Below are 20,732 nucleotides of genomic sequence, written 5' to 3' on the forward strand. Positions count from 1 at the left end.
GGACCATTTCCAGGAGACGCTCATGACGCGCTTGACCGCAGACGACTTCGACCCCGAAGTCCTGAAACTCTTCGACGGCTACGTGCACGGCCAATTGTCGCGCCGCGACTTCCTTGCCCGCGCCGGCCGCTACGCCGTGGGCGGCACGACGGCCGCCACGCTGCTGGCGCAATTGTCGCCATCGTTCGCCGCCCCGCTGGTCGCGCCGAAGGACCCGCGCCTGAAGACGAGCTACCAGGAATTCCCGTCGCCGCAGGGCTACGGCAAGCTGCGCGGCTACCTGGTCATGCCCGCCAATGCCCAGCGCAAGCCGCCGGCGATCCTCGTCGTGCACGAGAACCGCGGCCTGAATCCGCACATCGAGGACATCGCGCGCCGCGTGGCGCTGGAAGGCTATATCGCGTTCGCGCCGGACGCGCTGTTCCCGCTGGGCGGCTACCCCGGCGACGAGGACAGCGCACGCGCCCTGTTCGCCAAGCTGGACCAGGCCAAGACGCGCGCCGACTTCGTCGCCGCCGTGCAGGCGCTGGAAAAGCTGCCGCAGGCGAGCGGCAAGGTCGGCGTGGTGGGCTTCTGCTTCGGCGGCGGCATCGCCAACTACCTCGCGACCCAGCTGCCGGAACTGGCGGCCGCCGTGCCGTTCTACGGCGCCCAGCCGCCCGCCGCCGAGGTCGCCAAGATCCGCACACCGTTGATGATCCATGACGCGGGCAAGGACGAACGGATCCTGGCGGGCTGGCCGGCCTATGAGGAGGCGCTGAAGGAGAACAAGGTGCCATACCAGCACTTCACGTATCCGGGCGTCGAGCACGGCTTCAACAACGACACGACGCCGCGCTACGACGAGGCGGCGGCCAAGCTGGCTTGGGGGAGGACGATGGGGTTCTTCAAGGAGAAGCTGGCCTGAGCCGCAACAAATAGAAGCGCGTCGTCCCTGCGAAGGCAGGGAACCAATTTTGCACGAGCAGTCGAGATGCAAACAGAACTTGGGCCCCTGCCTCCGCAGGGGCGACGGACGGGGTAATAAAAAAGGCACCCGCAGGTGCCTTTCTTTCACTTCCGCGCGGAGGCTTACACGTAAGCCGCCAGCGCCGTCTTCATTTTCTTCAGCGCCGCCGATTCGATCTGGCGGATGCGCTCGGCCGACACGCCGAATTCCTCGGCCAGCGTGTGCAGGGTCGCACCCGAGCCGTCGTCGTTGGCCAGCCAGCGTGCTTCCACGATGCGGCGCGAACGCGGGTCGAGCTTGCCCAGGGCCGTTTCCAGGCCTTCCGACTGCAGGCGCACGACTTCCTCGGCTTCCAGCACCTTGGTCGGCTCCTGCTGGTCCGACGACAGGTAGGCGATCGGCGAGAACTTGTCGTCTTCGTCGTCGGTCGGCGCTTCCAGGGCGATGTCGCGGCCCGAAAGGCGGGTTTCCATCTCGATCACTTCTTCGCGCTTGACGTCGAGCATCTTGGCCAGGTCGTCCACTTGCTGCGGCGACATGGCATCCAGGCCCTGCTTGTTGCTGCGCAGGTTGAAGAACAGCTTGCGCTGGGCCTTGGTCGTGGCGACCTTCACCAGGCGCCAGTTCTTCAGGATGTATTCATGCATCTCGGCCTTGACCCAGTGCATGGCGTACGACACCAGGCGGACGCCCTGGTTCGGGTCGAAGCGCTTGACGGCCTTCATCAAGCCGATATTGCCTTCCTGGATCAGGTCGGCGTGCGGCAGGCCATAGCCCAGGTAGCCGCGGGCGATCGACACGACCAGGCGCAGGTGGGACATCACCAGTTTCTGGGCGGCATCCAGGTCGCCGTTGTCGCGCAGGTTTTTTGCCAGCGATACTTCTTCCTCGTGGGTCAGCATCGGCAGACGATTGACCGCCGAGATATAGGCGTCGATGTTGCCGATATTGCCGTTGAAACCGAGTCCCAGAGCACGACTGCCGGCCGGAACCAATGCGGATTGTGCGGACATAGTCAATTCCCTCGTAGTAGCTGTACTGCATCGTCTCTGCCATTTCCGGCGCCCCGAAGGCGCTGCCGGTTGGCGATACGGGATGTGGACGGTGCCTATCGAATACACTTCCCGCGATAGTCTGTCCTTATATTAGCACTCTCTTGTAGGGAGTGCTAGGAACCACCATATTTGAGACGAGCAGTTTAAGTTTCGTTAAAGTATTGCTCCTGGGAATCGAAATAAGCAGTCAATTCCAATGTAGAGCAGGGACAGGTAGTTCGATTGATGTGGGTCAAACGTGCCGCCCGTACCGTTTGATAGCTGTTGGAGACAGGTTAGGGGCGTCGTGATTCAGGGTCTGTGAAGTGGCGCACGTACCCTTGTAGGCGTATTTCCCGTGTCTGCTGGTGGACTTGACTGGCCAACAGCAGACGGGTTGATTTATTAATATTGGGACGGTTTGCGGAAATTCAATACCCCGACGGTAAATTTCGGGGTATTGCTGATCGAATCGACAATCAACGCAGGCGCGCGAGGTGCCGCTGCACCGACAGCATCGCACCCACCAGGCCGAGGCCGGCGCTGATGGCCAGCAGCGCGGCGATGCCCAGCGGGGGCAGGGCGGCGAGCTGGAACTCCGAGGCATACAGGCGGGCGAACTCGGCGATCGCCGTGTTCAGCGGACGCAGCGCCAGCGCCACGGCGCCCAGCGCCACCGCGCCGGCGCACAGGCCCAGCAGGGCGCCCGTATAGTAGAACGGACGGTGGATGAAATTGTCCGTCGCGCCCAGCAGCTTCGATACGGCGATCTCTTCCTTCTGGGTCAGCACCTGCAGGCGGATCGTATTGAATACCACCGCGATCACCACCACGCTCAGCGTGACGGCCAGCAGCAGCAGGGCCAGGCGCAGCACGCCCAGCAGGGCCGCCAGGCGCTTGACCCAGGCCGAGTCGACCTGCACGGTGTCCACGCCCGGCAGCAGGCGCATCTGTTCGGCGATGCCGTCCACGCGCGCGGCGTCGGCGCTGGCGGCGAAGCCTTCCAGTTTCATCACATAGCTGTCCGGCAGCGGATTGTCGCCCAGCGTCTCGAGGACATCGGACAGGCCGCTCTTGTCCTTCAGGCTGTCCAGCGCCTGCTCGCGCGGCACGAAGACCAGCTTGGCGCGGCTGCCCTGCAGGATCTGCCGGAGCTGGGGCGCCAGCGCCTGCGCTTCCTCGCGCGGGGTGCCGGCCTTGAGGAACAGGCTGATCTCCGGGTCGACGGACAGCTGCTCGGACATCGGCTTGACGTTGTCGAGCAGGGTCACGCCGGCGAAGGGCAGGGCCAGGGCCACCGCCACGACGAGGACGTTGAACAGGAAGCTGCCCGGCGCCTTGCGCAGGTGCCCCAAGGCGGCGCCGAGGGCGAAGCGGTGCTGGCGGAACCAGATGTTCATGCCGCGCCTCCTTCGGACACGACCGCACCCTGCACCACCCGGCCGTGTTCCAGCCGGATCACGCGCGCGGCGCTGTCGAGAATCTGTTCGTCGTGGGTCGAGATCACGCAGGTCACCCCGACGGCGTGGAAGGCGTGCAGGGCGTCGATCACCTTGTCGGCCGCGGCGCGGTCGAGGTTGGCGGTCGGTTCGTCGGCCAGGATGATCTGGGGGCGGTTGACGATGGCGCGCGCGATCGCCACGCGCTGCTGCTCGCCGCCCGACAGTTCCATCGGCAGGGCGTTCGCGCGCTCCAGCAGGCCGACCTTGTCGAGGGCGGCGCGGGCGCGCTGCTCGGCCTGCGCTCTGGGGGCGCCCGTGACGATCAGGGGCAGCATCACGTTGGCCAGGATGTGGCGGTCGTTCAGCAGGCGCTGGTGCTGGAAGATCAGGCCTAGGTTACGGCGCAGGAAGGGCACGCCGGCCTTCTTCAAGCGCCCGACGTCGTGGCCGCTGACGATCACGCGGCCCGAGGTCGGGCGCTCGATCGCGGCGACCATCTTCATCAGGGTCGACTTGCCGGCCCCGGACGGGCCGGCCAGGTAGACCAGCTCGCCCTTGGCGATATGCAGGGACACGTCGGACAGGGCGACGGCGTCGGCGGAATATTTCTTGGAGACGGACTGGAACTCGATCATCGATGCTTATCCCAGCAGCGCTTCGGCGAACTCGTCGGCGCTGAACGGCTGCAGGTCTTCCAGCTTCTCGCCCACGCCGATGAAGTACACGGGGATCGGGCGGGTGCGTGCGATGGCCGCCAGGATGCCGCCCTTTGCGGTGCCGTCCAGCTTGGTGATCACGAGGCCCGTCAGCTGCAGGGCGTCGTCGAAGGCTTTTACCTGCGCCAGCGCGTTCTGGCCCGTATTGCCGTCGATGACGAGCAAGACCTCGTGCGGCGCGCCATCCATGCCCTTGCCGATCACGCGCTTGATCTTCTTGAGTTCTTCCATCAGGTGCAGCTGGGTCGGCAGGCGGCCGGCGGTGTCGACCATGACGACGTCGACGCCGCGCGCCTTGCCCGACTGGACCGCGTCGAACGCGACGGCGGCCGGATCGCCCGAGGCCTGCGAGATCACGGTGACGTTGTTGCGCTGGCCCCAGACCATCAGCTGCTCGCGCGCGGCGGCGCGGAAGGTGTCGCCGGCGGCCAGCAGCACGGACTGCTCATGGCGCTGCATGTGCTTGGCCAGCTTGCCGATGGTGGTCGTCTTGCCGGCGCCGTTGACGCCCGCGATCATCATCACCAGCGGCTCGTGGCGGCCCAGTTCCAGCGGCTTTTCCAGCGGACGCAGCATGTCGACCATCAGCGCCTTGAGGGCGGCCTTGACGGCGGCGGCGTCCAGCAGCTTGTCTTCCTTGACCTTGCGGCGCAGGTTGTCCAGCAGGAACTGCGTCGCGTCCATGCCGGCGTCCGACATCAGGAGCGCCGATTCCAGCTCCTCGTACAGGTCTTCGTCGATGCGCGCGCCCACGAACAGCAGCGACAGGTTGTTCGAGGTCTTGGCCAGGCCCGCCTTCAGGCGCGCCATCCAGGATTTTTTCTTTTCCGCTTCGCTGCCCGGGCGCTCGGCCGTCTCGGGGAACAGCTGGCCTTCGTAGCCGCTCGTGAGGATGGCGGCTTCTTCGGCGATCTTTTCCGCGATCGGGTCGATATTGGTGGCGTCGCGTGCCGGCGGCGACTCGGGCGCGGGCGGCGGCGCGGGAGTCACGTCGGGAATCGGCGCCGGCGTCGTGACGGCGTCCGGGTCGGCGCCGAACAGGCGGCGCAGGAAGCCGGGCTGTTCGGCTTGCGCGTCGGCCGGCGCGGCCTGGTCGGCGGCCGGCGCGTCGGCTTCGGTTTTTTTCTTCTTGAAGAAACTAAACATGGTGTAGTCGGGGGAGGGTACTGCGTGTCCATGCCCGTGGGGCATGTCGAAATAGGGTCGCGCGTATTCTATCAGAGCAGGCAAGAGTTTTATTTATCGACAAAACCCTGGACCGGCCGTCCGGCATGTCGATATGCCATCTTGAACGCGTCAGCCCAGCCATAGTGTGGCGAGAATGCTGCTCGCTGGCATGTGCGCACGGCCTGCGCTGGCAAATCGCCGCCGCCTGGTATAGATTGTGAACATCCATAGAAGAATGCCTCATAAGAGGGTCATCGTGAACGTTTCCAAATACCTCAAGCGCCTCATCTCCGGAGACCATGCGGTGAGCGGCACGGCAGCTTCGCTGCGCAGCGTCGTCGTCTGGGTCTTCATCGCCCTCGTCGCCGCGTTCCTCACCCATCCGGCCGGCGCGCCGGCGCCCAGCAGCGCCTTCGATGCGCCGGTGCCGTGGCCGGCGGAGCTGGGGGTGGACGGCAACCTCGGTATCAAATAATCACCGCGTCGTCCCTGCGCAGGCAGGGACCCAATTTTCGCGTGGTCGCGACGCATCCAAAATTGGGCCCCTGCCTTCGCAGGGGCGACGGTATATGTCTGCTTACTTCGCCTTTCCCGCCTCCGCATTCCTGCGTATCGTCTCCAGCGTCGCCCCCGGCGTGATCCAGTTCCCGTCATAACGCAGTTCGATCAGCGCCGGCAGCTTGTGCTCGCGCGTGAAGGCGAGCGCGCGTTCCAGCGCGGGGCCGAATTGCGCCGTCGTCTCGACGGCTTCGCCATGGCCGCCATAGGCCCTGGCCAGCGCCGCGAAATCCGGGTTGTGCAGCTGCGTGCCCGACACGCGGCCCGGATACTCGCGCTCCTGGTGCATGCGGATGGTGCCGAACATGCCATTGTTAAAGACCAGGAACAGGACGCCCGCGCCGTACTGCATGGCGGTGGCCAGTTCCTGGCCCGTCATCATGAATTCGCCGTCGCCCGCGAAGGTGACGACGCTGCGCTCCGGATGCACGATCTTGGCGGCGACGCCGGCCGGCACGCCATAGCCCATCGCGCCGCTGGTGGGCGCGAGCTGGGTGCGCATGGCGCCGTAGCGCCAGAAGCGGTGCGCCCAGGTGGCGTAGTTGCCGGCGCCGTTGGTGACGATGGTGTCGCGCGGCAGCGCGGCCTGCAGGTCCTGCACCAGCTGCCACAGGTCCAGCGGGGCGCTGCCGTCCTGGAACACGGGCGGCTGCTGCTGCCAGGCCGCCAGTTCCGCCCGGGCTTCGGCCACGGTGTGGCGCCAGGCGCCGGCATCGACGGGTTCCATCGCGGCCAGCATGGCCGCCGCCTGCGGGGCGCCGGACGCGATCATCAATTCGGCCTGGTAGACGCTGCCCAGTTCTTCGGGATCCGGGTGGATGTGCACGAGGCGCTGTTGCGGCACGGGGGACGCCAGCAGCGAGTAGCCGCTGGTGGTCATCTCGCCGAGGCGCGGACCGAAGGCGATCAGCACGTCCGCTTCCTTCACGCGCGCGGCCAGCTTCGGGTTGATGCCGATGCCGACGTCGCCCACGTAGTGCGGATGCGCGTTGTCCAGCAGGTCCTGGAAGCGGAAGGCGCAGGCGACGGGCAGCGCGTTCGCCTCGGCGAAAGCCGTCACGTCGGCGCAGGCCTGTTCTGTCCAGGTGCCGCCGCCCAGCAGCAGCAGCGGCTTGTTCGCGCCCGCCAGCAGCGTGCGCAGCTGGCCGATCTGCGCCGCCGACGGCGCCGCCTGGGTCGGCTGGTAGCAGCGCGTGTCCGCCACGCTTGCCTGCGCCACCAGCATGTCTTCCGGCAGCGCCAGCACGACGGGGCCGGGACGGCCGCTGGTCGCGACCTGGAAGGCGCGCGCGATGTATTCGGGGATGCGGTCGGCGCGGTCGATCTGCGCCACCCACTTGGCCATCTGGCCGTACATGCGGCGGTAGTCGATTTCCTGGAAGGCTTCGCGGTCCATGAAGTCGGTGCCGACCTGGCCGATGAACAGGATCATCGGCGTCGAATCCTGGTAGGCCGTGTGCACGCCGATCGACGCGTTGGTGGCGCCCGGCCCGCGCGTGACGAAGCAGATGCCGGGCTTGCCCGTCAGCTTGCCGTAGGCCTCGGCCATGAACGCCGCGCCGCCCTCCTGGCGGTTGACGATGAAGCGGATCCGCGAATCGTGCAGCGCGTCGAGCACGTCGAGATAGCTTTCGCCGGGCACGCCAAAGGCGGTGTCCACGCCGTGGACCTGGAGGGCGTCGACCAGGATCTGGCCGCCGCTGCGGGAAGGGTGCGTCATGGTGAGGTCATCCTTATCGAATAGGCATCCAGGCATTCTAGGGCAGGGCTGTCGGGCTGGCTTTTGAAATGGCGACATGGAATGTCAAAAATAGCAAAAACGGCGTTATGATGGGCATTCAAAAGTTGCCATAAGGATATGCATATGCGTCCGTCGAACATGCTCGCTCCGGCCGCGGTATTGTCTGCGGTATTAGCTGCGGTATCGGTCTGCGCTCCCGTCGCCGCGCAGTCGCTTGCGCCGGCCCAGTGCCTTGCCGATCTGGAGGATGCCGCCGTGTTCCTGGAAGCCAACGACGCCGGCGCGGCCGACGCGCTGGCCGACCATGGACCCGCCATCCGCGCCGCGTTCGGCAAGGCACGCGCCGAGACTGCCGCGGTCAAGGAAGAAGCCGACTGCATCGCGCTGCTGAAGACGTATGTGCATACCTGGCGCCCCGACCACATCGGCGTCCGGTCGGTCCGGGACGTCGCCGCCAAGGCGCCGGCGGCCGCGGCCGGCGTCGATCCGCGCGCGCCGCGCTTCCAGGTGCTCGGCAAGGATACGCTGTTGCTGGTGCTACCGAGCTTCAACGATACCCATGCGGCGGCCGTGAGGAAGCTGGTGGCGGACCATCGCTCGGAACTGGTTTCCCACCGCAACTGGGTGATCGACGTGCGCGGCAACGGCGGCGGTGCGGACGGTACCTATGCGCCGCTGCTGGGCTGGCTGCTGGATGGCGACCTGCGCTACTACCGCGCGGAATTCTTCGTCACACCGGCCAATATCCAGGCCCAGGAAGCCGTGTGCCAGCGCAGCGGCGATCCGGAAGCCTGCCAACGGCAACTGGCACCGGTCATCGCCAGCATGCGCGCTGCGCCCAACGGCAGCTTCGTGCTGCCTGGTACGGAACGCATCGCCACCAAGGCGATCGCGCTGGAGCCGCAGCGGCCGGCCCGCGTGGCCGTGCTGACCGATGGCGATTGCGGCAGCAGTTGCGAGGAATTCGTGCTGCAGGCGCGCACCGGCTTTCGCGTGAAGATCGTGGGCCGCCCGACCGCCGGCGTGCTCGACGTGGCCAACGTGCGCCGCCATCCGCTGCCGTCCGGCCGGTTCCTGCTGAGCTATGGGACGAGCCGCACGACGCGCCTGCCCGCCATGCGCATCGACGGCGTCGGCATCGCGCCCGACGTGCTGCTGCCGGCACCGACCGACGCCGCCGCGCGCGCGGCCGAGGTGACCCAGGTGCAACGCTGGCTCGAGACCGGCCGGATGTAAGCACGGCGCATCGGTTACAATAGCGCCCGTGAAGCAGGCCAGGCAGCCGCTGGCCCACGCCGCAAGGTCGTGGGCGGGAGGAAGGTCCGGACTCCATAGAGCAGGGTGACGGTTAACGGCCGTCCGTCGAAATCCGGGTGCAAGCCCGGTACAAGGCGAGGAATAGGGCCACAGAGACGAGCGTATTCAGTTACGGTGAAACGCGGTAACCTCCACCTGGAGCAATTCCAAATAGGCACGCGTTGAGGTTGCTCGCGGAGCGTGCGGGTAGGAAGCTTGAGCGCCGGAGTAATTCGGCGCCTAGAGGAATGGCTGTCATGGCGGACTCCGCAAGGAGCGCGCCAACAGAATCCGGCCTATCGGCCTGCTTTACTTTGAATTCGCCGAAGGGGACGGTGCGCATGCGCCGTCCCCTTTTGCATTGTTACGCCGCCAGCAGCGGTTCGTTGCGGCGGAGTGCCGGCCTGCCCGCCGCCGCGCCGTCCTCGTCCAGCTTGAAGCGCGCAACCATGTCGGCCAGCGCCTGCGCCTGTTCCTGCATGGCGGCGGCGGCGGCCGACGCCTGTTCGACCAGCGCCGCGTTCTGCTGGGTCACGCCGTCCATCTCCGTGATGGCCTGGTTGACCTGCTCGATGCCGGTGCTCTGCTCGACGCTTGCGGTGGTGATGTCTCCCATGATGTCGGTCACGCGGTGGATGCTGTCGACCACCTCGGCCATCGTCGCGCCGGCCTGCTGCACCAGCTTGCTGCCCGTGTCGACCTTGTCGACCGAGTCGCCGATCAATTCCTTGATTTCCTTGGCGGCCGTGGCCGAGCGCTGCGCCAGCGTGCGCACTTCGCCCGCCACCACGGCAAAGCCGCGGCCCTGTTCGCCGGCCCTTGCCGCTTCCACCGCGGCGTTCAGCGCCAGGATATTCGTCTGGAAGGCGATGCCGTCGATGACGGCGATGATGTCGACGATCTTCCTCGCCGAGGCGTTGATCGCATCCATCGTCTCGACCACCTGGCCCACGACCTGGCCGCCGCGCACCGCCACTTCGGACGCGCTGACGGCCAGCTGGTTGGCCTGGCGCGCGTTGTCCGCGTTCTGCTTGACGGTCGACGTCAGTTCCTCCATCGACGACGCCGTCTCTTCCAGCGCGCTGGCCTGCTGCTCGGTGCGGCTCGACAGGTCCAGGTTGCCGGCCGCGATTTCCCCCGAGGCGCCCGCCATGTACGCGGTGCCCTTGCGGACCTGGCCGACGATGCCCGCCAGGCCGTCGTTCATGGTCTGGAGGGCGGCCAGCAGGCGGCCCGTCTCGTCGCGGCTGCCGACCTCGATATGGCTGCGCAGGTCGTTGTTGGCGACGCTGCAGGCGACTTCCACGGCGCGGTTGAGCGGCACCACGATGCCGCGCGTCAGCCACCACGAGCACAGGACGCCGACGGCCACCACGGCCAGTCCCAGCGTGACCAGCAGGTTGCGGTTTTCCTTGAACAGGGCATCGATGCCGACGGCGCGGCGGTCGATGTCGGCGCGCTGCATCTTCAGCAAGTCGCCGAGTGCGGCCAGGTAGGCCTTGCCGGCTGGCTGAAACTGCGTGACGAGCATCTGCTCGGCCTCGTCCATCCTGCCTTCCTTCTTGAGCGCCGTGATGCCGTCGCGCGCGGCCAGGTAGGGCTTGCGGGCGGCGGCGATGGCGGCCAGCGCGTCGCGCTCCTGCTGGGAGTCGACCAGGTCTTCGACCTGCTTCTGCAGCGCGTTGATTTCCTTGGTGGAGTTGGCGGTGTCCTCGGCGAAGAAGGCGCCCAGCGAGGTGTCCGTGCTCTTCGAGATGGCCGAAGTGCGGCGCACGCTGGTATGGATCAGGCGGTACCAGTCCGAGACCATGCGCTCCTTCGCCAGCGGATCCCTCATCATCGCATGGGTGGCATTCGCCACCGAGTGCATCTGGAACAGGCCGACGACCATCATCAGGATCGTGAAGGCCAGCACGAGGCCGAAACCGAGCGCCAGGCGGGCGCCGATATTCAAGTTTTTCATGGAATTAGTAAGTTCCGCATGTCAATATTCACGGAATTCTAGCAGCTAAATGGTTGCTGCAATTCAATAAACTAACCAGTTGTCGCCTATCTGTCATGCCAGGATATCCATCCTATGGATGGCCGGTATGCCATGCCGATCGCGGAAAACAGGCACAATGGACGGGTTGGAAGGCCGCGCCGACGGCCGCTCTTGGAGGAGTTCCATGTCACATTACATCCTTGCCCTCGACCAGGGCACGACCAGCTCGCGCGCCATCCTGTTCGACCGCGCGGGCCAGGTGTTCGCCACCGCCCAGCAGGAATTTCCCCAGCACTTCCCGCAGCCGGGCTGGGTCGAGCACGATCCGCTCGATATCTGGAACAGCCAGCTCGCCTGCGCGCGCCGGGTGCTGGCCGAGAGCGGCGTCGATGCGGGGCAGGTGGCCGCGATCGGCATCGCCAACCAGCGCGAGACCACGGTCGTGTGGGACCGCCGCACGGGCGAGCCGCTGTGCCACGCCATCGTCTGGCAGGACCGGCGCACGGCCGGCCTGTGCGACGCGCTGCGCGAGGCGGGCAAGGCGCCGCTCATCCACCGCAAGACCGGCCTCGAGCTCGATGCGTATTTTTCCGCCACCAAGCTGCAATGGCTGCTGACCAACGTGCCGGGCGCGCGCGTCCGCGCCGAGCGGGGAGAGCTCGCCTTCGGCACCGTCGACAGCTGGCTCGCCTACAAGCTGACGGGCCGCCACGTGACGGATGCCAGCAATGCCGCGCGCACCATGCTCTTCAATATCAACAGCCTGCGCTGGGACCAGGAACTGCTGGCGCTGTTCGGCGTGCCGGCATCGATGCTGCCGGAAGTCGTGCCCAGCAGCGCGGACCTCGGTGCGGCGCAAGAAGCATGGTTCGGGCGCGCGATCCCCGTGGCGGGCATCGCCGGCGACCAGCAGGCGGCCACCTTCGGCCAGGCCTGCCACGGGCGCGGCATGGTCAAGAATACCTACGGCACCGGCTGCTTCATGCTGATGCACGCGGGCGACGCGCCGCCGCAGTCGTACAACCGCCTGCTGGCCACGGTCGGCTGGAGCGTGCAGGGCCACACCGACTATCTATTGGAGGGCAGCGTCTTCATGGGCGGCGCCACCGTGCAATGGCTGCGCGACGGCCTTGGCATCATCAAGCAGTCGAGCGACGTCGAGGCGCTGGCGTCGTCGGTGCCGGACAGCGGCGGCGTGATGCTGGTGCCGGCCTTCACGGGCCTGGGCGCGCCGCACTGGGACGCGTATGCGCGCGGCACCATCGTCGGCATGACGCGCGGCACCACGGCCGCCCATATCGCGCGCGCCGCCGTCGAGGCCATCGCCTTCCAGAGCGCGGAACTGCTGGGCGCCATGCAGAAGGACGTCGACTGCGCCGTGCGCGAGGTGCGCGCCGACGGCGGCGCGGCCCGCAACGACCTGCTGATGCAGTTCCAGGCCGACCTGCTGGGCGTGCCCGTGATCCGCCCGCGCGTCACCGAGACGACGGCGCTGGGCGCGGCCTACCTGGCGGGCCTGGCGGTCGGCTTCTGGGAGTCGCGCGCGGAAATCGCCGCGCAGTGGCAGGTCGAGCGCCGCTTCGAGCCGCAGATGGGACGCGCGCGCCGCGACGAGCTGATGGCGCGCTGGGCGCGGGCGGTGGCGCATGCGCGTGCGTGGGCGGCGCCGGAACACGGCTGATGCTGCCGTGTGGGCACGGCGCGGCAGGATGAGGCACAATCGATTCCATATTATCAATTTGATATTAAGGGAGTCGATGTGAAATTCCTGCAAGGATTCTTCGGGTTCGCCCACGGCGTGATGGCGCTGCTCTTCATTGGCCTGTCGGTCTTCCTGACGGTGCTCGCCGTGCAGACCGGCCTGGCCGGCATCGGCCTCGAGGCGTCCGAGAGCGCCGACCAGGCCATCGAGGCGATCGGCCTGCTGGCGATCGCCGTCGTGTCGCTGCAGATCGCCCAGACCATCAACGAGGAAGAAGTGGTGCGCGACGCCCACATCAGCGCGCCGACCCGCGTGCGCCGCTACCTGTCGCGCTTCATGGTCGTGGTGGTCGTGGCGCTGTCGATCGAAGGCCTGGTCGGCATCTTCAAGGCCTTGCACGAGGAACCGGAGCTGTTGCCGCATGCGGCCTCGGTGCTGGTGGCGGCGGGCCTGCTGATGGCGGGCTGGGGCATCTTCGTGCGCTTCAACAAGGAAGCCGAACTGCTGGAGCCGGAAGCGATGGAAGAGGCCAAGAGCGAGGACGTCAAGCTGGAGGAGTGACGTTCCGGCCATGCGCACGCGCATGCCGGCGGAATGCTTCCAGCTTCCCCTGGTCCAGGCAGCGCGCGGGAATCGGCAGTGCTCCCCTGGCCAGTACCAGCAGGTAGCCGCGCCGGTAGCGCCGCACCGCCGCCACGTCCGACCAGGCACGCACGAACGTTCCCGTGCGGCTCGTGCGCTCGATGCCGGCAGCGTCGATGCGGAACGAGCAGGAAGGCATGCGCCGCTGCTTGACCAGGAAGATGGGCGTGCCCAGCACCGGCACCCAGAAGCGGAGCGTGGCCGGATGGCTGGCCAGCGCAAGGAGGGCGGCGAGCGCCAGCGCCAGCGCCGTCCCCGGCCAGCCGGACCCAGCGATCCAGGCGGCCGCCAGGGCCGGCAGGCCCAGCGCCAGCGGCAGCAGCGCCATTCGCCGGCGCTGGACCGGATGTCGATGACGCAGGGTGAAGGCCACGTGGTCGCCCAGCAGGCTCAGGTACTCACCTAATGTATAGACGACCTCGAAGCGGATCGCCTCGGTCGCGGGAGGCGGGGCGACATGCCCGCCGGGAATCTTCTCGACCGTCAGCGTCTTGTCGACGCTTGTTTGCTCGTGCCGCACGACCTGCACCGCCACCTCCTTGCGATGCGGCGGCTGCGGATGCGCCGTACCGAACATCTTGCCTCCCTGCCGTGGACATGGTCCGGCAAGTGGTGCTTGCGCCCGATATTGCAATAGTGAAAATAAAGTCTGGCTTCCGGCGCCCGGATAGCGCTGTTCGGAGTAGTGGGCGCTAACTTACTCGCAGGAAATGTGAAACCATTAGTAAAAGAAATCTTCCGCTCGGCATTTTGCTGCCATTCTCACCCGCCTTGCATCGATCCGCATATCCCTACGCCGGCTGTTGTAGGGACTACCTGTGGTTAAAAAGTTGATCACAATCAATATCCAAACACATGTGCGCAGATGAGGTAGCACATGCACTGTCTCGGCTAAGTCCCTAATTTTGCTCAACATTTTGAATTAGGGTTCTCTGAAGTAAGTGCGCTAAGTCCTTGGTTTCATTAGTAATTTACGCTTTTTCAGAACGTGAATTCGCTTGACCACAGACAACGCTTCCTCTAAAGTGGGCAAAGGTGGCAAAAAGTGTAGTTTTGTGGGAGATCTTCAGGTCTCCCGGCTCCAAAAATAATCAGACTGATAACTCTCCAAAACTAGGTACAACGTGTTCCAGGGCGCGTCAGCGATCAATCTCGATGCAAAGGGACGGATGTCAATACCGGCCAAGCATCGTGACGCCTTGATGCAGCAATGTGAAGGCCGTATGACGCTCACGAAACACCCGCATGGATGCTTGCTGTTCTTTCCCCGCCCTGTGTGGGAAGAACACCGCGAACAGATCGCCGCGTGGCCGATGTCGGCCCGCGCATGGCAGCGCATTTTCCTGGGGAATGCGTCGGATGTCGAGATGGACGGTGCGGGCCGGGTGCTCATTGCGCCCGAACTGCGTGGTGCAGTAGGACTGGAGAAAGAAGTGATGATGCTCGGGATGGGATCCCATTTCGAGATCTGGGACGCCGCCAAGCTGGCAGAAAACGAGGCCGAAGCCGTCGCGGGCGGCATGCCCGATGTCCTTTCCAATTTCTCCTTTTAAGGCACTGCATGGATCCGATTCAGGTGCCTGATTTGCAGCATCGCACGGTGCTGCTCGACGAAGCAGTCGATGCGCTCTCGCTGGCAGGCGCACGTGCGGCAGGTACGTATATAGATGGGACGTTCGGCCGCGGCGGTCACAGCCGGCTGATCCTGTCGAAGCTGGCGCCCGAGGGCCGCCTGATCGCCTTCGACAAGGATCTCCAGGCAATCGCCACGGCAGAACAAGTTAACGATCCGCGGTTTTCGATCGTGCACGACAGCTTCGCGACGATGCGCGACGCGCTGGCGGCGCGTGGCGTGCACCAGGTCGACGGCATCCTGCTCGACCTGGGCATCTCCTCGCCGCAGGTCGACGACGCGAGCCGCGGCTTCAGCTTCCGCAACGATGGTCCCCTGGACATGCGGATGGACACGACACGGGGCATGTCGGCGGCCGAGTGGCTGGCCGACGTGCCGGAACGACAACTTGAACAGGTGATTCGCGATTATGGGGAAGAACGGTTTGCTTTTCAGATTGCAAAGGCGATTGTTGCTCGCCGGGCAGTCCAGCCAATTTCAAGCACACGACAGCTTGCCGCAATCGTGGCAGACGCGGTCAAAACCCGGGAGAAGGGCAAGGATCCGGCAACCCGCACCTTTCAGGCTATCCGGATTTTCATCAATCAAGAGCTTGAGGACCTTGAAGCAGGTCTGAATGCAGCGTTCGACCTGCTCGCGCCGGGTGCGCGCCTGTCCGTGATCAGCTTCCACTCGCTGGAAGACCGGATGGTCAAGCAATTCCTGGCCTCGAAAGCGAAGGTGGAGCAGCCGGATCGCCGGCTGCCGATCCGTGCCGCCGACCTGCCGCAGCCCCTGATGAAGCTGGTCGCCAAGACCAAGCCCTCGGATGCGGAAGTCGGCGCCAACCCGCGCGCCCGTTCGGCCGTGCTGCGCGTGGCCGAACGCCTTCCCACGCCCGTCCCCATGAGCGGGGGCGCGCGATGAGCGGCAAGATCAATATCGTGCTGACCGTGCTCCTGGTCGGCTGCGCGCTGTCGGTCGTGAACGCGCGCTATACGGCGCGCCACCTGTTCATCGACCTCGAGCGGCAGCAGCAGCAGCAGCGCCAGCTCGAGATCGACTGGGCCCAGCTCCAGCTCGACCAATCGACCCTCGGCAAGAACGAGCGCATCGAGCAGATCGCGCGTTCCCAGCTGAACATGGCGCCGCTGAGCCCGGCGCGTACCCAATACCTGACGGAAGGCGGCAAATGAAGGCGGGCACCCAGGGCGCGCGTGTGGCGGCCGCAAAAGGCGTGGCGTTTTCCAAGAGTCCCGTGCTGGCCGTGCGCCTGCCGGACTGGCGTTCGCGCGTGGTCCTGTTCGCGCTGTTCGCCGCGTTCATCGCGCTGGCCGGCCGCGCGCTGTGGCTGCAGGGCGTGTCCGACCAGTTCCTGCAGAAGCAGGGCGAGAGCCGCTACATGCGCACGCAGGAACTGCCGGCCACGCGCGGCAAGATCTTCGACCGCAACGGCATCGTGCTGGCCTCCTCGCTGCCCGTCAAGTCGGTCTCGGCCTTCACCGACGAGATCAAGGGCACCGACCCGCAGAAGCTGCGCCAGCTGGCCACGCTGCTCGACCTGCCGGAAGCGGACCTGCTCAAGAAGCTGGATTCCGACCGCAGCTACGTCTACCTGAAGCGCCAGGTCGAGATGGACACCGTCGCCAAGATCGAGAAGCTGGGCATCGACGGCATCGACACGCGCAAGGAATACAAGCGCTTCTACCCGCAAGGCGAGGTGATGGCGCACATGGTCGGCTTCACCAACGTCGAGGACGTCGGCCAGGAAGCGATGGAACTGGCGCAGCAGAAGTCGCTCGTCGGCCAGCCGGGCAGCCGCCGCGTGATCCGCGACCGCCTTGGCCACATCGTCGAGGACGTGGGCATGTCGCGCGAGCCGCACGACGGCAAGGACCTGATCCTGTCGGTCGACAGCAAGCTGCAGTACATCGCCCTGAACAGCATCAAGGACGCCGTCGAGAAGTTCCACGCCAAGGCCGGCGCCGCCGTCGTGATCGACGTGCACACGGGCGAAGTGCTGGCACTGGCCAACTACCCGACCTACAACCCGAACGACCGCTCGCGCCTGACCGGCGAGCAGCTGCGCAACCGCGTCATCACCGACCTGTTCGAGCCGGGTTCGACCCTGAAGCCCTTCACCGTGGCGCTGGCGCTGGACAAGGGCCTGATCAAGCCGAGCACCCTGTTCGACACGGGCAACGGCCGCTACCTGACCGGCGGCCACGTGATCCGCGACACGCACCCGCACGGCGTCATCGACGTCGGCACCATCATCCAGAAGTCCTCGAACATCGGTACCACCAAGATCTCCGAGATGCTGACGGCCCAGGAGATGTGGGAGATGTTCACCAAGGTCGGCTTCGGCCAGGCGCCGCGCTACGGCTTCCCCGGCGCGGCGGCGGGCCGCGTGCGCCCCTATAAATCCTGGCGCACGGTGGCCAAGGCCAACATGTCGTTCGGCCAGGGCATCTCGATGTCGCTGCTGCAGCTGGCGCACGCCTGGCTGATCTTCGCGCGCAACGGCGACATCATCCCGCTGTCGTTCCAGAAGCTGTCCGAGCCGCCCGCCGGCCAGCAGATCATCTCGCCGAAGACGGCCGCGCAGATGCGCACGATGGTCGAATCCGTGGTCGGCCCGGGCGGTACGGCCTCGCTGGCCCAGGTGGCCGGCTACCGCGTCGGCGGCAAGACCGGTACCGCGCAGAAGGTCGTCGACGGCCGCTATTCGCAGACCCACTATGTCGGCAACTTCGTGGGCATCGCGCCGATGTCGAACCCGCGCTTCGTGATCGCCGTGATGATCGACGACCCGACCGGACCGCTGCACACGGGCGGCAGCGTGGCGGCGCCGACGGCCGCGGTGCTGGCGGCCAATGCGCTGCGGGCGGCCAACGTGCCGCCCGACTCGAAGATCACCGACATCATCATCCCCGAACATCCACTCGAGGAGAGCAATTGATGGCCGAGACGCCGAACGACATCCGCCAGTGGATCGAGGCCGCCGCACCGGGCGGCCGGCTTGTATCCGATTCGCGCCGCGTGAAGCAGGGCGACGTGTTCTTCGCCTATCCCGGCGAAGCCGCGGACGGCCGCCGCTTCATCCCCGCCGCGCTCGCACAGGGCGCCGCCGCCGTGGTCTACGACGGCGCCGGCTTCGACTGGGATGCAGCACCAGACGTACAGCTCGCGGATGTGCCGCACCTGGCCGCGGCGAACCTGAAGGCGAACGCCGGCGCGATCGCGCACGCCTATTATGGCCAGCCCGATGCCGCCATGTTCACGGTCGGCATCACGGGCACCAACGGCAAGACCTCGTGCGCGCTGTGGACGGCGCAGGCGCTGGCGCAGCTGGGCGACACGGCCGCCGTCATCGGCACGCTGGGCGTGGGCCTCGTGCGCGCCGGGGCCGACAGCGAGCCGGAATTCGACGCCACCGGCTACACGACGCCGGACGCCGTGCTGCTGGCCGGAGAACTGGACAAGCTGCGCGCGGCCGGCGCCGGCGCGCTCGCGATCGAAGTGTCGTCGATCGGCCTGGTCGAGAACCGCGCGGCCGGCATGCACTTCGACGTGGCCGTGTTCACCAACCTGACGCGCGACCACCTCGACTACCACGGCGACATGGCGAGCTACGAAGCCGCCAAGCTGAAGCTGTTCGAATGGCCGGGCCTGAAGACGGCCGTCGTCAACCTGGACGACGCGGCCGGCGTTCGTGTCGCCATGCACCTGCGTACCCATTTCCCGCACGTGGCCGTGACCGGCTACACGCTGCGCACCGTCGCCGAACAGGCCGACATCGACGGCGTGGCCATCCTGCGCGCATCGAACCTGCGCAGCCGCCCCACGGGCACCGAGTTCCAGCTCGAGTCGCCGTTCGGCGGCAGCCTCGCGCGTACCCGCATGGTCGGCCGCTTCAACGCCAGCAATGCCCTCGCCGTGCTGGGCGCGCTGCTGGCCAAGGGCGTCCCGCTGCGCGCCGCCCTGGACGCCATCGAAACGTTGCAGCCGGCCCCGGGCCGCATGCAGCAGGTCGGCGGCCAGGACGCGCCGCTGGTCGTCATCGACTACGCGCACACGCCGGACGCCCTGGAAAAGACGCTCGACGCGCTGCGTCCCGTGGCGCGCGAACGCGGCGGAGAACTGTGGTGCGTGTTCGGCTGCGGCGGCGACCGCGACCCGGGCAAGCGCCCGCAGATGGGCCGCATCGCCCAGGCGGCCGACCACGTCGTCGTCACCAGCGACAATCCGCGCAGCGAAGAGCCGCGCGCGATCATCGAACAGATCCTGGCCGGCATGGACAAGGACAGCCCCGCGCAGACGCAGGCGATCGAGGACCGCGCCACCGCCATCCTCGTGGCCGTCAAGCATGCCGCCAAGCCGGACGTGATCCTGCTTGCGGGGAAGGGCCATGAGCCCTACCAGGAAATCAAGGGCCGGAAAATGCCGTTTTCCGATGCCGACCACGCCGCGCTGGCCTTGACCGCGCGGCTCACGATGATGAGGACGCATTGATGATCCGGGGTTCGCTCGAACAAGTCGCCGCGGCGATGGATGGCGCGCAGGTGACGCGCGATGCCTATTTCCAGGGCGTGTTCACCGACAGCCGCAACGTCGTGCCGGGCGCGCTGTTCGTCGCCCTGCGCGGCGAGACCTTCGATGCCCACGACTTCCTCGGCCAGTTGCCCGGCCAGGCGGTGGCCGCCGTCGTGGTCGAGCGCCTACCTGAGCACTATCCGCTGCCGGCCATCGTCGTGCCGGACACGCTGGCCGCGCTGGGCCGCATCGGCCGCTTCTGGCGCGACCGCTTCGCCATTCCCGTCATCGGCGTCACCGGCAGCAACGGCAAGACGACGGTCAAGGAAATGATCGCCGCAATCCTCGGCGCCGCCTTCGGCGAGCCTGCGCGCCTGGCCACGCAGGGCAATCTGAACAACGAGATCGGCGTGCCGCTGACCGTCGTGCGCCTGACCGACGCGCACCGCGCCGCCGTCGTCGAACTGGGCATGAACCATCCCGGCGAGATCGCGCGCCTGGCCGCCATCGCCGCGCCCACCGTCGCCCTCGTCAACAACGCCCAGCGCGAGCACCAGGAATTCATGCACACCGTGGAAGCGGTGGCGCGCGAGAACGGCTCCGTGCTGGCCGCGCTGCCGGACGACGGCACGGCCGTGTTCCCGGGCGACGACGAGTACACGCCGATCTGGCGCGAGCTGGCCGGCGCGCGCAAGACGCTGACGTTCGGCCTGGACGATACCTGCGACGTGCGCGCGACGTACGTGAACACGGGCTTCGGCAGCGACCTTTCGGTACGCACGCCGGCCGGCCAGTTCACCATCAAGCTGGCCGCCGCCGGCGCGCACAACGTGCGCAACGCGCTCGCGTCGATCGCCTGCGCCCTGGGCGCCGGCATCGAGATCCACGCGATCGTGGCCGGCCTGGAAGCCTTCGCCCCCGTCAGCGGCCGCCTGCAGCGCAAGCAGGCCGTCAATGGCGCCACCGTCATCGACGACACCTACAACGCCAATCCGGATTCCGTGCGCGCCGCCATCGACGTGCTGGCCGCCTATCCGTCGCCGCGCATCCTGGTGCTGGGCGACATGGGCGAGGTGGGCACGCAGGGACCCGAGTTTCACCAGGAAATCGGCGCCTATGCCCGGCAGAAGGGCATCGACGCCGTGCTCGCGACCGGCGAACTGGCCCGCCACATGGCCGGATCGGGAGCGCAACACTACGAGCAGTTCGACGAATTATTGGCAGCACTGGATCAAACACTGGGCAGCAAATCTGACGCAACTGTGTTGGTGAAGGGCTCGCGCTTCATGAAGATGGAGCGCGTGGTCCGTCACCTGACCGCATCAACCAACACTGGCAAGGAAGCCCACTAAG

Annotated in this window: 18 protein-coding genes and 1 other RNA gene; 12 read left to right on the plus strand and 7 right to left on the minus strand. The window is 66.6% G+C overall.

Features of this window, described 5'->3' with window-relative positions:
• Window positions 1-22: 22 nt before the first annotated feature.
• Entirely contained in the window at window positions 23-907 is an 885-nt protein-coding gene (locus QPK32_RS09490) for a dienelactone hydrolase family protein (protein ID WP_290412562.1), read from the plus strand.
• 164 nt (window positions 908-1,071) lie between these two features.
• Here the strand turns inward: QPK32_RS09490 and rpoH are convergent, their stop codons facing one another.
• From rpoH to ftsY, 4 genes are all read right to left on the minus strand, one after another.
• Window positions 1,072-1,962, minus strand: coding sequence for an RNA polymerase sigma factor RpoH (gene rpoH / locus QPK32_RS09495; protein WP_290412563.1), 891 nt, complete (start codon window positions 1,960-1,962; stop codon window positions 1,072-1,074).
• Window positions 1,963-2,462: 500 nt separating this feature from the next.
• Window positions 2,463-3,383, minus strand: a complete 921-nt coding sequence (gene ftsX, locus QPK32_RS09500; RefSeq protein WP_290412564.1) for a permease-like cell division protein FtsX — start codon at window positions 3,381-3,383, stop codon at window positions 2,463-2,465.
• The gene (locus tag QPK32_RS09505) at window positions 3,380-4,060 is read right to left on the minus strand and encodes a cell division ATP-binding protein FtsE (RefSeq protein ID WP_290412565.1); all 681 of its coding nucleotides are present in this window, start codon (window positions 4,058-4,060) and stop codon (window positions 3,380-3,382) included. Before QPK32_RS09505 ends, ftsX begins: the two co-directional genes overlap by 4 nt.
• Window positions 4,061-4,066: 6 nt before the next feature.
• Window positions 4,067-5,287, minus strand: a complete 1,221-nt coding sequence (gene ftsY / locus QPK32_RS09510) for a signal recognition particle-docking protein FtsY (RefSeq protein WP_290412566.1) — start codon at window positions 5,285-5,287, stop codon at window positions 4,067-4,069.
• Window positions 5,288-5,564: 277 nt separating this feature from the next.
• Here ftsY and QPK32_RS09515 point away from each other — a divergent pair, with 277 nt between their 5' ends.
• The gene (locus tag QPK32_RS09515) at window positions 5,565-5,783 is read left to right on the plus strand and encodes a hypothetical protein (protein WP_290412567.1); all 219 of its coding nucleotides are present in this window, start codon (window positions 5,565-5,567) and stop codon (window positions 5,781-5,783) included.
• Window positions 5,784-5,885: 102 nt separating this feature from the next.
• On the opposite strand, the gene QPK32_RS09520 is transcribed toward QPK32_RS09515, so the two are convergent.
• Complete coding sequence (locus tag QPK32_RS09520; RefSeq protein WP_290412568.1) at window positions 5,886-7,586, minus strand: thiamine pyrophosphate-binding protein; 1,701 nt, start codon at window positions 7,584-7,586, stop codon at window positions 5,886-5,888.
• A gap of 144 nt (window positions 7,587-7,730) precedes the next feature.
• Here QPK32_RS09520 and QPK32_RS09525 point away from each other — a divergent pair, with 144 nt between their 5' ends.
• Both QPK32_RS09525 and rnpB read left to right on the plus strand, forming a co-directional pair.
• Window positions 7,731-8,843 (plus strand): S41 family peptidase, encoded by a 1,113-nt coding sequence (locus QPK32_RS09525; protein ID WP_290412569.1) that lies wholly within the window; start codon window positions 7,731-7,733, stop codon window positions 8,841-8,843.
• Window positions 8,844-8,873: 30 nt separating this feature from the next.
• An RNA gene (gene rnpB, locus QPK32_RS09530) (RNase P RNA component class A) lies at window positions 8,874-9,218 on the plus strand.
• A 49-nt stretch (window positions 9,219-9,267) separates the two neighbouring features.
• On the opposite strand, the gene QPK32_RS09535 is transcribed toward rnpB, so the two are convergent.
• Window positions 9,268-10,866 (minus strand): methyl-accepting chemotaxis protein, encoded by a 1,599-nt coding sequence (locus tag QPK32_RS09535; protein WP_290412570.1) that lies wholly within the window; start codon window positions 10,864-10,866, stop codon window positions 9,268-9,270.
• 205 nt (window positions 10,867-11,071) lie between these two features.
• On the opposite strand from QPK32_RS09535, the gene glpK reads away from it, so the two are divergent.
• Together glpK and QPK32_RS09545 are read left to right on the plus strand one after the other, a co-directional pair.
• The gene (gene glpK, locus QPK32_RS09540) at window positions 11,072-12,568 is read left to right on the plus strand and encodes a glycerol kinase GlpK (protein WP_290412571.1); all 1,497 of its coding nucleotides are present in this window, start codon (window positions 11,072-11,074) and stop codon (window positions 12,566-12,568) included.
• A 78-nt stretch (window positions 12,569-12,646) separates the two neighbouring features.
• Window positions 12,647-13,150: a hypothetical protein gene (locus QPK32_RS09545; protein WP_374046720.1), complete on the plus strand. Its 504-nt coding sequence runs from the start codon at window positions 12,647-12,649 to the stop codon at window positions 13,148-13,150.
• Here QPK32_RS09545 and QPK32_RS09550 read toward each other — a convergent pair.
• Window positions 13,134-13,808: a YcxB family protein gene (locus QPK32_RS09550; RefSeq protein WP_290412572.1), complete on the minus strand. Its 675-nt coding sequence runs from the start codon at window positions 13,806-13,808 to the stop codon at window positions 13,134-13,136. The genes QPK32_RS09545 and QPK32_RS09550 overlap by 17 nt on opposite strands.
• Window positions 13,809-14,355: 547 nt before the next feature.
• On the opposite strand from QPK32_RS09550, the gene mraZ reads away from it, so the two are divergent.
• From mraZ to murF, 6 genes are read left to right on the plus strand one after another with little or no spacing between them, the layout of a single operon-like run.
• A complete protein-coding gene (gene mraZ / locus QPK32_RS09555) occupies window positions 14,356-14,784 on the plus strand; it encodes a division/cell wall cluster transcriptional repressor MraZ (protein WP_290412573.1) in 429 nt (142 codons plus the stop codon).
• Between the two features lie 8 nt (window positions 14,785-14,792).
• Window positions 14,793-15,770, plus strand: coding sequence for a 16S rRNA (cytosine(1402)-N(4))-methyltransferase RsmH (gene rsmH, locus QPK32_RS09560; RefSeq protein WP_290412574.1), 978 nt, complete (start codon window positions 14,793-14,795; stop codon window positions 15,768-15,770).
• Window positions 15,767-16,039 carry a cell division protein FtsL gene (gene ftsL / locus QPK32_RS09565; RefSeq protein ID WP_290412575.1) on the plus strand — a complete coding sequence of 91 codons (273 nt, stop codon included), beginning with the start codon at window positions 15,767-15,769 and terminating at the stop codon, window positions 16,037-16,039. The genes rsmH and ftsL overlap by 4 nt, the downstream gene beginning before the upstream one ends.
• The gene (locus QPK32_RS09570) at window positions 16,036-17,805 is read left to right on the plus strand and encodes a penicillin-binding protein 2 (RefSeq protein ID WP_290412576.1); all 1,770 of its coding nucleotides are present in this window, start codon (window positions 16,036-16,038) and stop codon (window positions 17,803-17,805) included. The genes ftsL and QPK32_RS09570 overlap by 4 nt, the downstream gene beginning before the upstream one ends.
• Window positions 17,805-19,358: a UDP-N-acetylmuramoyl-L-alanyl-D-glutamate--2,6-diaminopimelate ligase gene (locus QPK32_RS09575; RefSeq protein ID WP_290412577.1), complete on the plus strand. Its 1,554-nt coding sequence runs from the start codon at window positions 17,805-17,807 to the stop codon at window positions 19,356-19,358. Before QPK32_RS09570 ends, QPK32_RS09575 begins: the two co-directional genes overlap by 1 nt.
• A 2-nt stretch (window positions 19,359-19,360) precedes the next feature.
• On the plus strand, window positions 19,361-20,731 hold the full coding sequence (gene murF / locus QPK32_RS09580) for a UDP-N-acetylmuramoyl-tripeptide--D-alanyl-D-alanine ligase (protein ID WP_290412716.1): 1,371 nt from the start codon (window positions 19,361-19,363) through the stop codon (window positions 20,729-20,731).
• Window position 20,732: the final 1 nt, after the last annotated feature.

It is taken from the genome of Massilia sp. YIM B02763, from assembly GCF_030412015.1.
In the GTDB taxonomy this organism is placed as follows: Bacteria; Pseudomonadota; Gammaproteobacteria; order Burkholderiales; family Burkholderiaceae_D; genus Telluria.

Bases quoted from the DNA above. Each gene is read 5' to 3' on its own strand.
- QPK32_RS09490 (WP_290412562.1), top strand. From the start codon at position 23: ATGACGCGCTTGACCGCAGACGACTTCGACCCCGAAGTCCTGAAACTC.
- rpoH (WP_290412563.1), bottom strand. From the start codon at position 1,962: ATGTCCGCACAATCCGCATTGGTTCCGGCCGGCAGTCGTGCTCTGGGA.
- ftsX (WP_290412564.1), bottom strand. From the start codon at position 3,383: ATGAACATCTGGTTCCGCCAGCACCGCTTCGCCCTCGGCGCCGCCTTG.
- QPK32_RS09505 (WP_290412565.1), bottom strand. From the start codon at position 4,060: ATGATCGAGTTCCAGTCCGTCTCCAAGAAATATTCCGCCGACGCCGTC.
- ftsY (WP_290412566.1), bottom strand. From the start codon at position 5,287: ATGTTTAGTTTCTTCAAGAAGAAAAAAACCGAAGCCGACGCGCCGGCC.
- QPK32_RS09520 (WP_290412568.1), bottom strand. From the start codon at position 7,586: ATGACGCACCCTTCCCGCAGCGGCGGCCAGATCCTGGTCGACGCCCTC.
- QPK32_RS09525 (WP_290412569.1), top strand. From the start codon at position 7,731: ATGCGTCCGTCGAACATGCTCGCTCCGGCCGCGGTATTGTCTGCGGTA.
- QPK32_RS09535 (WP_290412570.1), bottom strand. From the start codon at position 10,866: ATGAAAAACTTGAATATCGGCGCCCGCCTGGCGCTCGGTTTCGGCCTC.
- glpK (WP_290412571.1), top strand. From the start codon at position 11,072: ATGTCACATTACATCCTTGCCCTCGACCAGGGCACGACCAGCTCGCGC.
- QPK32_RS09550 (WP_290412572.1), bottom strand. From the start codon at position 13,808: ATGTTCGGTACGGCGCATCCGCAGCCGCCGCATCGCAAGGAGGTGGCG.
- rsmH (WP_290412574.1), top strand. From the start codon at position 14,793: ATGGATCCGATTCAGGTGCCTGATTTGCAGCATCGCACGGTGCTGCTC.
- ftsL (WP_290412575.1), top strand. From the start codon at position 15,767: ATGAGCGGCAAGATCAATATCGTGCTGACCGTGCTCCTGGTCGGCTGC.
- QPK32_RS09570 (WP_290412576.1), top strand. From the start codon at position 16,036: ATGAAGGCGGGCACCCAGGGCGCGCGTGTGGCGGCCGCAAAAGGCGTG.
- QPK32_RS09575 (WP_290412577.1), top strand. From the start codon at position 17,805: ATGGCCGAGACGCCGAACGACATCCGCCAGTGGATCGAGGCCGCCGCA.